Below are 13,101 nucleotides of genomic sequence, written 5' to 3'. Positions count from 1 at the left end.
TCAACGTCTCGTAATAAAGTGAACACCAAATGACAACTGATCTAGATTTGCAAAGCGCTATCGCTGCACTCGATGAATATGGATATGAGAAAAAAGTCTCAACGGATCTTGAGCAAGCCCGTAATAAACAACAAATGGGGAAATACATCAAATCCCTTGATTACAGTTTACGTCGCTTATTAATATTGCAAGAAACTGTTAACGAACTAGTTGAAGAAAAGAAACACCAACTTGCACAGCAAGAAAATATTCAAACCTATAAGACTAAAATTATTAACCTTTCTCGAGAGTTTAACATTTCATACGAAGATGTATTAGCTATTATGGCTGAGTTACCCAACAAAAAATAATACCGAAAACAGCCTTCCAGAAAGAACAATTATAACAAGGCCGTACAGAATCTGCTGTATGGCCTAAATTAATCGTTGTATCAATTCAGACGTATTCATCCACGCAATGTTTATCAAAACAGCCAGTGAAAAGGCGCCATTGATGGCACCCTTTCAATTATTGGCTTATTTTTCTAGCATTAACTGACGAATATATTTCACTGGCGCACTGCCATAGCTTAAAAACTTCTCATGGAATGCTTTGAGATCAAAATCCTTACCTTTGAGCTGCTTATATTCTTCGCGGAAATCGTAAATTTCACGGTAACCCGAGTAGTAACTGGTCAGCTGTACTTGGCTTAGGGTAGCACGGCGCCACTTGCCTTCAGCCTCAGCTCGTTGCTGGAAGGCTTCATCCATCATCAGGCTGATGGCTTGATCTTCAGTCATGCCTTTAACATGAATGCTGTAATCCAAGATCGTGTTACAGATAACACGTAGATTCCACTTGTAATACATCAACCACATTTCAGGCTCGAAATTGCCATAACCTTCTTCAAGCATCATGCGTTCGGTATAAACAGCCCAACCTTCGACCATTGCGCCATTACCAAATAAGCTTTTCACTAAGCTTGGCGATTCATTGGAATACACTAATTGAGTGTAATGCCCTGGAATCGCCTCATGGATATTTAAAATCTGTAATATCCAATGGTTATATTCGCGTAAATAGCTTTCAGCGGATTCATCATTCATACCATCGAGTGGCGTGACGTTATAATAGGTATTGCCTAATTTATCATAGGGGCCAGGGGCACTAATCGACGCTCCAGCATAACCACGCATATACTCAGGAGTTTCACGAACCACTAATGGTTTTTTTGGGTCTAAAGTCACTAATTTTTTTTGATTTACAAACTCAATCAACTCAGGAATTTGTTTACGGACTTCGCTAACAAAGTCGTCGCGTTTAACGTGCTCAGTCGACAATTTATCAATTAATTGGCGGATGGCGATTTTATTATCACTTGGTTTTGGCGTTGTAAAATATTTAGGCCAAAGTTTATCGGTGATCTTGGCCATTTCACCTTGGACCCTATCTTTATCTGCCATGGCTTTTTGATAGAGCTGTTTAGCCGTCATGCCCGCTTGGATATCAAAGGCAAATTTTTGCTCGTATAATTCTTCACCGATCCTAAAGCTACGGGCGCCTTCTTTTTTCAGCAAGTCAACCTGTGCATTTAACCAACGAATATGTTCATTAATTGCTTTCGTTGCCGTATCGAAGCGGGATTTAAATAGCGATTTTTCCGCATCCGACAGACCGGAATCCGCCACTTGTTTTAATAAATCATCGGAGAATACCGAAAACGCACCTTGGTTTTGCATTACAGCAAGTTCCGTATGCTCTAGGGTTGGTTTCGATATATTACTTCTTGCTGCGGCGTAATAAGCTGGGATATTTTCCATCCTGGCCAATACCGAGCGTAATCTGTCATCCAGCGGCGCAAAGTTTTCATTGATGATTTGTGCAAAACCGCCCGCCACGTTATAGCTAGAGGGATCCCATTGCCAAGATTTAAAGTCAGTGATATCCCACGCCATGCTGTTTAGCAGGTTATCAATCAAATGATAATCGATGGTTTCGTTAGAGCTCAGAGACTTAATTTCAAACTGTTTCAGCTTTGCCTGCTGGTTTTTTACAAAGGCAAGTGTCTTAACACGGCTAGCTTCATTGGGGATTTCTAAATAGCCATCATTAACATGCTTGCCGCTATATAGCGCCCATGTTGGTGATAATTGCCACAAATCATCGATAAAAGCATTACTAAACTGCGCAAAAGAAACCGTGCTAACTTCACCACTAACCACTTTACTTGGCGAGGTTTGGTCTAATTGAGATTGGCAGCCTACAAGGCCGGTGAACGATAACAATATCGCAAGGGATAGGGTGGTTTTTCTCATTCTTTTTTGTCCTTTTTATATTTATACCAACGCGTTGTTGTAATGCTTACCCTAAGCAAGCTGGTAAAACGAATGCTAGGCGTATTGAATTTGGCGATAAACGCCTGAAAGCTCGCTCGTCAGGCGTATTTAACATTACTTTAGTTAATCATATCAGCCGCCTAATTGCAGCAATGTTAATATCTAATACATGCCCAGTTACAAATTTGTAAGCCCATTTATTAACCCCTCGAACTAACCGCAAAGTTGAGATAATCCCCTATTTCAACAATGCTACTGCTATAATAGCGACCTGCTTCGCTGTTTGCGCCACGCCAACAGTTTGCCAATAAATCATTTAGTTGAGATCCTCAATGCCATTCACCCAACTTGGATTACACAGCGCGCTTATCAAAGCCGTGACTGAACTGGGTTACCAAAGCCCTACGCCAATACAAGCTCAGGCCATTCCCAGCATTCTTGCGGGGAAAAATGTGCTAGCCGCAGCCCAAACCGGTACAGGTAAAACGGCTAGTTTTGTATTGCCGTTGCTGCATCGATTTGCTGACGCTCCCAAAATTCGGCCTAAACGGGTACGTACCATCATTCTTACCCCCACACGGGAACTGGCGCTGCAGGTTGAACAAAACATCAATCAATATGCCAAGTACCTGCCGTTAACGGCCATGGCCATGTACGGCGGTGTTGATGCTGCGCCGCAAAAAAAACGTCTGATTGAAGGGGTTGATCTGCTCGTTGCAACACCTGGGCGTTTGCTGGATATGTATACTCAAAGAGCCATTCGCTTTGATGAAGTCTCAGTATTAGTGCTGGATGAAGCCGATCGTATGCTCGATATGGGCTTTATCGAAGATATTAATAGCATTATTGAAAAGCTGCCTGAACAGCGGCAAAACCTGCTATTTTCGGCAACCTTATCAAAACAGGTCAAAGCACTGGCTAAAACCGCTATTCCGGATGCCATTGAGATTGAAATCAGTCGTAAAAATGCCGCTTCAACGCAAATTGAGCAGTGGTTAACGACCGTTGATAAAGATCGAAAATCCGCACTATTGAGCCATTTAATTAAAGAGAATAACTGGGCACAGGCATTAATTTTTATCCAAACCAAACACGGCGCTGCCAAATTGGTTAGCCAGTTAGAAAAGCGTGGCATTACCGCGGAGGCTTTTCACAGTGGTCGCAGCCAAGCGGTGCGCGAGCAACTACTTATCGATTTTAAAGCGGGTAAAGTCTCCTTTTTAGTCGCGACCGGTGTTGCGTCACGCGGTATCGATATCGATGCGCTCGAGCGAGTGATTAACTACGATTTACCCGATGAAGCCGATGATTATATCCATCGCATTGGCCGCACCGGCCGCGCGGGCAATCAAGGTGAAGCCATATCCTTTGTCTCTAAAGATGATTTTAGAAACCTGTGCGCTATAGAGCGCCGTTTAGGCCATATTATCGAGCGCAAGCACATCGAGGGGTTTGAGCCTAAAAAAGCGGTGCCTATTTCAATTCTCGATTTTGTGCCTAAATCGGCTTCTACATCAGCGCATAAACCCAATAAAAAAGCTCAAGCCTTGCCCTATTCCAGTGGAAAACCCGGCACCTTTGAAGCAACTCAGGCGAAAAAGCACCGTAGTGCTAAATCCAAGCCGCAACCTAAGCAAGCGACAAGGTTAACACAGCCCGATGTGAGCGAAAGCACCGAGAAACAACAAACACAAGGTGAAACATCTCCATCATTTAATCCTTGGCTTAGTGGATCTCACACCAAATAACTCACTAACAGAAGCGCAGCATATGATTATTTTCACGACAAATTTTGGCGATATAACCCTCGAACTTGATGTAGAGCGCGCCCCCGTTACCGCCAAAAACTTTATTCGTTACTGTAAAGAAGGTTTTTATGATCACACGATTTTCCATCGTGTGATCAAAGGCTTTATGATCCAAGGCGGTGGTTTTACCGCCAAAATGAAAGAAAAGCCCACCCACGAACCAATTGTCAACGAAGCCAACAAAGGCCTATCGAATGTATTTGGTACTATCGCCATGGCCCGTACCGATGCGCCACACTCGGCAACCGCGCAGTTTTTTATCAATACTGCCAATAATGAGTTTCTAGACCATACGGCACCCACCAATAACGGCTGGGGTTATGCGGTATTTGGTAAAGTCACAGCGGGACTCGAGGTTGTACTGCAAATTGAAGGCGTTAAAACCACACGAGTAGCGGGCCATGAAGACGTGCCCCGTGAAGCCATCATTATCGAAAAAGTGACGATTATTGAATGACTTTATCTAATCGATAAAATTGTTTTGCGTGACTGAGCGGAGGTCCAGCAATAACGCCACCATATCCTTGATAAATAACGCTTTGGTTTTAAACTCGAGATAGAAAAAAGGAGCAATCAACCGAAATGGTTAGTTGCTCCTTTTTGTTCATTACTATCTGACATTACAGACAAAAACTGCTTGAATAGTATTAATCCAGATCTTTCAGCGGCCATAGCACGATATGGTCTTCAATATCCTTAATCCTGCGCTCATCTACCACTTTACCTTGAATCGACATACCCGCAAGGTGCATGGCCTCTTTAGAACCCGTAAGTAATGGATGCCAGCTTGGTAAGTCTCTGCCTGATGCCAAACGGCGATAGGCGCAGCTATCGGGTAGCCAGGTGAGTTCATGCACATTTTGCGCAGTAATCACAGTACATTGGGGAACATGGCTAAAACGGTCACTATAATGTTTGCAGCTGGCACTTTGGTGATCGAGTAATAGACAAGCCGCATTGGTGTAATACAGCTCTTCAGTTTCATCATCAATCAATTTGTTTAAACAACACTTACCACAACCATCGCAGAGGGACTCCCACTCCTGCGACGTCAGCTCGGTTAACGCTTTATTCTGCCAAAATGCCATGTTTACGCTTATCTTCATATAAAAAATCCGCTCAATGCGGGCCATTTTACACCAATTTATAGGGGATGCTTAATTCTCTCCGATACATGCACCACAAAGATGCCTAAATAATCGCACTCATCTAAATAATTCACCGCTTGCCTGTAGGTAATTGTTATAGACGAAAGACCTTGCGCCATAAGGCATGTGAGACGAAGGCATGAATATTTTTGTGATTGGGCAAATCACTATTATCGAGATGCCTTACCCCAATGGTTGCCACTTACTAGGGCGTGTTGACGTTTCAGGGTTATTTTTGCAGCAATTTGGCTGGCGTTTATGCAAGGCAAAGTCCTTGCAGTGTAGTTGTTCTACATAAACGGACGATAACGCAGCAGAAACGTCAGCCAAATGCTGCCCGAAGGGGTCGTCTGGCAAGCCCTTGCTCTTACTTTCTGTCATAAGAGCCGCTCGTCATTTGAGTAGAATAACTACACATCATTCCTCGTTTCGCGAGCACGTGCTTGCTAGAACGAACAAAATCTAATCTCGAAACGTCAACACGCCCTAATGTCTGCGGCTGCTTAAATTTAAGAGGCGAGTATTAAAGAAGGATACTTGCCCTTACGAATTAAGGGCAAGAAGAGCTTTGTATATGCTGCAACAGATTTAAAGACTGTCTTTGGCATTTACCCTGTGCACAGTTACAGACTAGTCTTGAATCCCAAGGCTTTCTCTGTGCTCGGCCAATAAATTAACCTGCGGTGGCGGAATTTGTAAATAAAACCCCTTTTCCTTGAGTGCTGCTCTGACCTTATTAATATCGGCGATACCGAGTGATTCACGCTTAGCAATCGGGAATACCATCACTAACTGAGGCACACCAAACATATCTAACAACGCCTGCGGGACGTCGTCGAAACAGTCCCTTTTGTTTACAAATAAGTAAGTGTCAGCCTTTCGACTACTTTTATAAACCGCACATAGCATAAGAGTATAAATATCCAATAGTTCAAACTTGCCAGTCAATGGGGCACACTATAACATGGTCGCCTAGTAATTTAATTGCAAATCAGCGAACCGACTGATGATTTCTGGAGAATAGTGCCGGGATGTCAAAACCTAGCTTAGAGTTAAAAGGCGCTTCTTTTACTCTTTCAGTGCTTCATATTAATAACAGCGATTTAAATGCTGTCATGGCTGAATTAGATAGCAAATTGGCACAAGCTCCCCAATTTTTTCTGGGTGCCCCTTTAGTCGTCAACCTCAGCGCCATTCAAGATAACGATTTTAATTTACAGGGCTTAAAAGAGTTATTACTTTCCCGCCAGTTAGTTATTGTAGGAATTACTGGTGCAACTAACGTCCTGAGCAACCAAGCTAAAACACTCGGACTTGCCATAGTCAAAGCGGGTAAACAAAGCGTCGCCCCCCCACCAGCACCGCGTCAAACTAAGATTTTGAAGCAAAATATCCGCTCAGGTCAGCAGGTCTATGCAAAAAATGGCGATTTAATCATATTTGGTGCGGTAGGTAATGGCGCTGAAGTCATCGCCGATGGTAGCATTCATATTTATGGTGCGTTACGAGGAAAGGCCATGGCGGGCGCAGCTGGCGACAGCAGCGCGGTAATCATTGCTCATTCCCTCGAGGCAGAATTAGTTTCAATAGCAGGGCAATATTGGCTCGCTGAAAATCTACAACAACATAGCTCAGATAAAGGCGGCTGCATTCGCTTAAATGGCGAGTCGCTTATCGTTGAATCATTGCCCCTCTAAATGGCACAAAAAAGGATAGAGAGAAACATGGCACAAATTATTGTTGTCACTTCAGGTAAAGGTGGTGTTGGTAAAACCACATCCAGTGCGGCGATTGCAACTGGACTTGCACTACAAGGGCATAAAACTGTTGTTATCGATTTCGATATAGGCTTGCGTAACTTGGATCTAATCATGGGCTGTGAGCGCCGCGTCGTCTATGACTTTGTCAATGTCATCAACGGTGAAGCGAATTTAAATCAGGCACTTATCAAAGATAAACGCTGTGAAAAACTGTTTGTACTGCCAGCCTCGCAAACTCGTGATAAAGACGCCCTAACAAAAGAAGGCGTGGGCCGTGTGCTTGACGATTTAGCCAAAGAATTTGAATTTATTATCTGTGATTCCCCTGCAGGTATTGAGCAAGGCGCGATGATGGCATTGTATTTTGCCGATATCGCCATTGTGACGACCAACCCTGAAGTAAGCTCGGTTCGCGACTCTGACCGTATTCTAGGAATGCTGCAAAGCAAGTCACGCCGCGCAGAACTCAGTTTAGAGCCGATAAAAGAGTACTTACTGTTGACTCGTTATTCTCCAAGTCGGGTAAAATCGGGCGAAATGTTAAGTGTTGACGATGTAAAAGAAATCCTTGCCATTGATTTGCTTGGCGTTATCCCTGAATCACAATCCGTACTCAAGGCATCAAACTCCGGAGTACCTGTGATTATCGATCAAGAAAGTGATGCAGGCGCCGCTTATAGTGACACTGTCGCGCGTTTATTGGGTGAAGATGTCCCAGTACGCTTTATTACGGAAGAGAAAAAAGGTTTCTTACAACGGATATTTGGTAGCTAATTATGTCTTTACTCGACTATTTCAAAAGCAAGAAAAAGCCTAGCACCGCGGTAATGGCAAAAGAGCGATTACAAATTATTGTGGCCCATCAGCGTGGACAACGCGATACACCTGACTATTTCCCGCAGATGAAGCAAGAAATCATCGCCGTGATCCGCAAGTATGTGCAGATTTCGGATGATCAAGTTTCAGTGCAATTAGATCAGAATGACGATAACTTGTCGGTACTCGAACTTAACGTGACGTTGCCAGACAGATAAGTCGAGCGTTGGCGTCATCCTCAAATGGGGATGACGCTTTCTGCTGCGCCTTTCTCCTACCCCCATGCTTTAGCTGGGGTAAAATCAAGGCCTAACACCTTAAATGCAAATTTAGGCATCAAATCTTAGGTCAAAACCGAAATGTTAAAAGCAAAATGTTGGCGCCTAACCAGTAAAACTTAAACTTCAAGTTTTACCAATGACTCGGCCGCGATCTCTCCGCGCCAACCGCTTAATACTGTAGGTAATTCCCCTTGTTGTTTATCCCAACGCCATTGTAAATACTCATGAATATGACGTTTGGAGCCTAGCATTTCCATCGGAATAGCATGTTGTTCGCAAAGTTCGGTTAAACAGGTTTTAATGGTCTTAAAGGCGGATTTATAACCCGGTTTAAGCGCTAAAACATCAACTAGCTCCGGTGGATTGTTTAAGTCAGCAGTCTGCATTACCCGTAAAATATCTTTACCGTGGATGCGTTTTTCCTGCTCAGTTAAATCGTTCAATTTAAACAAATCACTTATGCTTTTAGGCTGTTTTTTCGCTAGCGCAATCAAGCCATGATCTTTAATCACAAAGCCTAAGGCTAAATCCCGTGCTAAAGCTTTTTCTAAACGCCATTTAGCCAGCACTTTAAGGTAAGCCAATTGAGGCTCGGTTAATTGAAATGCGTTTTTTACTTTAAGGTATGCAGTCTCGACATCGGGAGGAGCTAAACGCCCTTCAGTCATCCGCTCGCCTTCTTCATAAAGCCAATCTAAACGGCCTTGCGCTTTTAGCTTGTCGGCGAGTTGCGGATAAAGTTGATAAAGATACAACACATCATTGGCGGCGTAGCTAAGTTGCGCCTCGGTTAAGGGACGACGTATCCAGTCGGTGCGTGACTCGCCTTTATCAATCACTTCACCTAAGCAGGTTTCGACTAACTTGGCATAACCTAAGCCATGGCCCATACCGCATAGTGAAGCCGCAATTTGGCTATCAAATAAGGGCGTAGGTTGGCGCTGGCCATAATGGGCGAAGACTTCTAAATCCTCACTGCAGGAATGTACTAGCTTGATAATGTTAGGATTATCTAACAAAGCCCAAAATGCACCGAGATTGGGTAAAGCCACAGGGTCAATCAAAGCTAAGGTGTTACCATCATAGGCTTGGATCAGGCCAAGCTTAGCGTAATACGTACGTGTGCGCACAAACTCGGTATCTAATACCAGTACTGCGCTCTGTTGATATTGAGCGACGAGGGCATTGAGGCTCGCTTCGTCGCTCACATAGTGAAACACTGACAAATTCTTCTCCAGTTCCTGTGGGATAATCACATCCATAAAAACAAAAGCCGGCTTATTGCCGGCTTCAATCTTACGCGCGCTTGACTTCGTCTCTCAGTTCTCGTCGCAAGATCTTACCCACATTGGTTTTAGGTAACTCGTCCCTAAATTCTACCAGCTTCGGCACTTTATATCCCGTTAAATGCACTCGGCAATGCTTAATGATGTCTTCAGCGGTTAAAGATTTATCTTTCGCCACCACAAACACCTTCACTAACTCGCCACTCGCATCATTAGGAACCCCTACTGCCGCGACTTCTATCACCTTAGGATGTAAAGCAACAACCTCTTCCACTTCATTGGGGAAGACGTTAAAGCCAGAAACTAAAATCATGTCTTTCTTACGATCAACAATATAGAAGAAACCCTGTTCATCCATATAACCGATATCGCCCGTGGCGAGCCAGCCGTCTTTATCAATCACTTTGGCTGTCTCTTCTGGACGCTGCCAATAGCCTTTCATGATCTGTGGGCCTTTACCAAATAGCTCACCCGTCTCGCCTTGGGGCAACACATTACCCGCATCATCACGCACTTGAATGAGTGTAGATGGCGCAGGGAAACCGATAGAACCGTTATAACCGTCTAAGTTATAGGGACAGCACGTTAACAGGGGCGAGGCTTCAGTTAACCCATAACCTTCAAGTAAACGGGTTTTAGTGATGCTCTGCCATTTATCGGCCACGGCTTTTTGCACGGCCATACCGCCACCAATGGATAATTTGAGGCGAGAAAAATCCAGCTCAGCAAAATCACTACTATTCACTAAGGCATTAAACAGGGTGTTAACACCTGTCAGGGCGGTAAAAGGATATTTCTTGAGTTCAGCCACAAACCCTGGAATATCCCGAGGGTTAGTGATTAACAGATTCTGACTGCCCTTATGTAAAAACAGTAAGCAATTCACTGTTAAGGCAAAAATATGGTAAAGCGGTAATGCAGTTACAACAAATTCAGTACCGTCTCGCAGCGCTGGAGAATAAGCACCGTTGGCCTGCAACACGTTTGCCACCACATTACTGTGGGTTAACATGGCGCCCTTTGAAACCCCAGTCGTACCACCAGTATATTGCAAAAAGGCAAGGTCACCCCCAGTAATTACGGGTTTGACATACTGCATTCTGCGACCTCTTGACAAGGTTTCGCGCATCGAAAGGGCATGGGGTAGATCGTATTTAGGCACCAGTTTTTTAATATATTTAACAACAAAGTTAACTAAGGTGCGTTTTGGCGCACTTAGTTGATCGCCTAAACTAGTGATAATGACACTTTTCACGGGCGTTTGATCGACCACTTCTTCTAAGGTGCGGGCGAAGTTAGACACCACAACAATGGCTTTGGCGCCCGAGTCAATCAACTGATGTTTGAGCTCTCGCGGGGTATAAAGTGGGTTAACGTTAACCACCACCATACCAGCACGTAATACCCCAAATAACGCAATAGGATATTGCAACAGATTGGGCATCATCAGTGCGACACGGTCGCCCTTTTGTAGCTTCAATTCATTTTGTAAATAAGCAGCAAAAGCACGGCTACTTTCTTCAAGTTTACGGTAAGTTAGCGTGGCCCCCATGTTGATAAATGCAGGTTGATCCGCATACTTAGCCACCGCGGTCTCGAACATATCGATAAGCGATGAATACTGATCCACATTAATCTCAGCAGGCACATCTTTTGGTAAATGTTTAATCCAAGGCTGATCCACTACTTTCTCCTAAATCCCCACAACTGCGGATACGGTACCCTTACTACCGCCAATACTCGACAAATACCGAGTTAAAATACCGACTTACATTTTATTGTTATTGATTTACCCGGATAAATCATACGGGCGTTTTAATTTTGATCATCATCACATAAAAGAAACAAAAAACCTAGTGTCTTTTTTATGTTAGTAAAAGCCATTATTCGACAAAACGTTGGATTAACTGACTAACCGCTTGCGCATTATCCATATGCACATGATGGTCCCCCTCAAGCATATGTTCAGACAAATTGCTGAACCATTTCCTTGCTTTAGGTAGCGCCGTATGTAATTGGCTAAAACCTTGTTTGCCGCAGATGAGTAAGGTAACCACCGAAATATTTTGCATTAAAGCATCGACTTGCTCAAAGGTCAGTCGCATTGGCGAGTCGAGCCTTAGTCTTGGATCACTTCGCCAAACAACTCCATCAGAAGTCGCTTGCATATTGCGGTCAAGTAATAGTCGACACCACGGTTCGGCCAATCCGGTTAAATGCACTCTAGCCTTAACTGCCGTTTCCAGACTATCGTAGACTCTCATCCGTTTGTGTTTTTGCGCTAAAAATTTCTCATGTTGGTAAAAGCTTTTCCTCAGCCGCGATTTGGCTTGGGTTGCTGACTCATATAAGGGACTTAAGGCCTCAATTAAAATCAGCTTATTAACCTTTTCTGGAAATGCTGCCGTATACGCAGAGGCGATAATCCCCCCTAATGAATGCCCAATAATAGCCAGTGGCTTTTGTGGCAAAATCGCCAGTAACGCATCGAGATCGTATAAATAGTCAATCCAGTATAATGGGTAATGTCCCGGCCGATGCGCCGAAAAACCATGACCGGGCCAATCTATGGCAAGAATTTGGTAATCTGACAAATACTCAGCGAGAGGCTCAAAACTGTTGGCATTGTCTAACCAGCCATGCAACGCGAGCAATAATGGCTTATCTTTCGCTCCCCATAATCGACCACTCAGCTTGATATGGGGTAACACAAACTCGACTTGATTTTTGGGGGCGAAAGATTGCCACATATTGCCTCTAATGTCAGGTGATTAGCGGGATTTTTTGACAAATTTGAGCGTCATGCGATCACTCTCACCAATTGCTTGGTATTTTTCTTTATCTGTATCACCTAAAGCAAAGGAAGGTGGCAACGTCCATACTCCCTTGGCATAGTCCTTAGTGTCTTTCGGATTGGCGTTGATTTCGGAGCTTTCGGCTAAGGTAAAACCGACCTTTTTGGCCAGCGCGATCATCTCGTCTTGATCCATATAGCCCGTGCTCATATTCATGCCTTTATTGGCTCTATGTTCGACGACGCCAAATACACCGCCATCTTTAAGCACTTTGTAAGAAGCGGCAAACACGTTTTCGAGCTGGTCGCTTGAAGCCCAATTATGTAAGTTACGGAAAGTTAATACCAAGTCAGCACTGCCATCGGCACCTAAATTCATTTTGGCTGGAGGGTCGAGAACCACCATTTTCGCATTACCAAATAAGGCTTTATTGGCCGTCATCCAAGTATCGAATTTCACGCCCGCATTGGCGCGATAGCGATTACCAGGGGTGTCCGTGCTGGGGGTAGTTTCGAAACTGGCGGCAATATATTGTCCCTTAGGCGCAAGATAAGGGGCAAGGATTTCAGTGTACCAGCCATTACCTGGCCAAAGTTCAATCACGGTTTGTGTTGGGGTTATACCAAAAAATGTAAGGGTTTCTGCGGGGTGACGATAAATATCGCGGCTAGCGTTTTTGGCTTGGCGAAAATCACTTTTAATGGCTTTATCTAATGCTTCATCTGCATTGGCCATACCTGAACAGAGACCAGCAATCAGCATACTGGCGATGAGTGTGACTTTTTTCATAATAATTCTCCTTGGATACCGAAGACTTAAGCTAGCAGTCTATATAAAAAAATCCAAGAATTAGCCGCATAAGTTGACCATTTAGGCTGTAAATATTTGTGAT

14 protein-coding genes are annotated in these 13,101 nt (G+C 44.0%); 7 read left to right on the top strand and 7 right to left on the bottom strand.

Going from position 1 to position 13,101, the window contains the following annotated elements:
- Nucleotides 1-29 precede the first annotated feature (29 nt).
- Nucleotides 30-350 (top strand): hypothetical protein, encoded by a 321-nt coding sequence (locus CEQ32_RS03955; protein ID WP_037419155.1) that lies wholly within the window; start codon nucleotides 30-32, stop codon nucleotides 348-350.
- A 165-nt stretch (nucleotides 351-515) separates the two neighbouring features.
- On the opposite strand, the gene CEQ32_RS03950 is transcribed toward CEQ32_RS03955, so the two are convergent.
- Nucleotides 516-2,294: a DUF885 domain-containing protein gene (locus CEQ32_RS03950; RefSeq protein WP_088585537.1), complete on the bottom strand. Its 1,779-nt coding sequence runs from the start codon at nucleotides 2,292-2,294 to the stop codon at nucleotides 516-518.
- A gap of 353 nt (nucleotides 2,295-2,647) precedes the next feature.
- Between CEQ32_RS03950 and CEQ32_RS03945 the strand changes: the two genes are divergently transcribed.
- Nucleotides 2,648-4,063: a DEAD/DEAH box helicase gene (locus tag CEQ32_RS03945; protein ID WP_088585536.1), complete on the top strand. Its 1,416-nt coding sequence runs from the start codon at nucleotides 2,648-2,650 to the stop codon at nucleotides 4,061-4,063.
- Between the two features lie 22 nt (nucleotides 4,064-4,085).
- A complete protein-coding gene (locus tag CEQ32_RS03940; protein WP_088586941.1) occupies nucleotides 4,086-4,580 on the top strand; it encodes a peptidylprolyl isomerase in 495 nt (164 codons plus the stop codon).
- A 190-nt stretch (nucleotides 4,581-4,770) separates the two neighbouring features.
- On the opposite strand, the gene CEQ32_RS03935 is transcribed toward CEQ32_RS03940, so the two are convergent.
- Nucleotides 4,771-5,211, bottom strand: coding sequence for a YcgN family cysteine cluster protein (locus CEQ32_RS03935; RefSeq protein ID WP_037419163.1), 441 nt, complete (start codon nucleotides 5,209-5,211; stop codon nucleotides 4,771-4,773).
- A 199-nt stretch (nucleotides 5,212-5,410) separates the two neighbouring features.
- Between CEQ32_RS03935 and CEQ32_RS22915 the strand changes: the two genes are divergently transcribed.
- Nucleotides 5,411-5,569, top strand: coding sequence for a hypothetical protein (locus tag CEQ32_RS22915; RefSeq protein WP_192959149.1), 159 nt, complete (start codon nucleotides 5,411-5,413; stop codon nucleotides 5,567-5,569).
- Between the two features lie 332 nt (nucleotides 5,570-5,901).
- Here CEQ32_RS22915 and CEQ32_RS03925 read toward each other — a convergent pair whose 3' ends face one another.
- On the bottom strand, nucleotides 5,902-6,180 hold the full coding sequence (locus CEQ32_RS03925) for a YcgL domain-containing protein (protein WP_055647906.1): 279 nt from the start codon (nucleotides 6,178-6,180) through the stop codon (nucleotides 5,902-5,904).
- Nucleotides 6,181-6,302: 122 nt separating this feature from the next.
- On the opposite strand from CEQ32_RS03925, the gene minC reads away from it, so the two are divergent.
- Genes minC through minE form a run of 3 tightly spaced genes read left to right on the top strand, consistent with a single transcriptional unit; the run spans nucleotide 6,303 to nucleotide 8,065 of the window.
- A complete protein-coding gene (gene minC / locus CEQ32_RS03920; protein ID WP_037419169.1) occupies nucleotides 6,303-6,968 on the top strand; it encodes a septum site-determining protein MinC in 666 nt (221 codons plus the stop codon).
- A gap of 27 nt (nucleotides 6,969-6,995) precedes the next feature.
- Complete coding sequence (minD, locus tag CEQ32_RS03915) at nucleotides 6,996-7,805, top strand: septum site-determining protein MinD (RefSeq protein ID WP_037419172.1); 810 nt, start codon at nucleotides 6,996-6,998, stop codon at nucleotides 7,803-7,805.
- A gap of 2 nt (nucleotides 7,806-7,807) precedes the next feature.
- On the top strand, nucleotides 7,808-8,065 hold the full coding sequence (gene minE, locus CEQ32_RS03910) for a cell division topological specificity factor MinE (protein WP_007648439.1): 258 nt from the start codon (nucleotides 7,808-7,810) through the stop codon (nucleotides 8,063-8,065).
- Between the two features lie 179 nt (nucleotides 8,066-8,244).
- Here minE and rnd read toward each other — a convergent pair whose 3' ends face one another.
- The 4 genes from rnd to CEQ32_RS03890 all read right to left on the bottom strand — a co-directional run bounded on the left by rnd (nucleotide 8,245) and on the right by CEQ32_RS03890 (nucleotide 12,998).
- Complete coding sequence (gene rnd / locus CEQ32_RS03905) at nucleotides 8,245-9,354, bottom strand: ribonuclease D (RefSeq protein ID WP_192959164.1); 1,110 nt, start codon at nucleotides 9,352-9,354, stop codon at nucleotides 8,245-8,247.
- Nucleotides 9,355-9,424: 70 nt separating this feature from the next.
- A complete protein-coding gene (gene fadD, locus CEQ32_RS03900; protein ID WP_037430423.1) occupies nucleotides 9,425-11,098 on the bottom strand; it encodes a long-chain-fatty-acid--CoA ligase FadD in 1,674 nt (557 codons plus the stop codon).
- Nucleotides 11,099-11,297: 199 nt separating this feature from the next.
- Nucleotides 11,298-12,164: an alpha/beta hydrolase gene (locus CEQ32_RS03895; RefSeq protein WP_037430426.1), complete on the bottom strand. Its 867-nt coding sequence runs from the start codon at nucleotides 12,162-12,164 to the stop codon at nucleotides 11,298-11,300.
- 21 nt (nucleotides 12,165-12,185) lie between these two features.
- Nucleotides 12,186-12,998: a class I SAM-dependent methyltransferase gene (locus CEQ32_RS03890; protein WP_037430429.1), complete on the bottom strand. Its 813-nt coding sequence runs from the start codon at nucleotides 12,996-12,998 to the stop codon at nucleotides 12,186-12,188.
- Nucleotides 12,999-13,101 lie beyond the last annotated feature (103 nt).

The sequence above is a fragment of the Shewanella sp. FDAARGOS_354 genome (assembly GCF_002209245.2).
In the GTDB taxonomy this organism is placed as follows: domain Bacteria; phylum Pseudomonadota; class Gammaproteobacteria; order Enterobacterales; family Shewanellaceae; genus Shewanella; species Shewanella xiamenensis.
The sequence above is the reverse complement of the archived record's forward strand: the minus strand, read 5'-3'. Positions and strand labels throughout refer to the sequence as shown.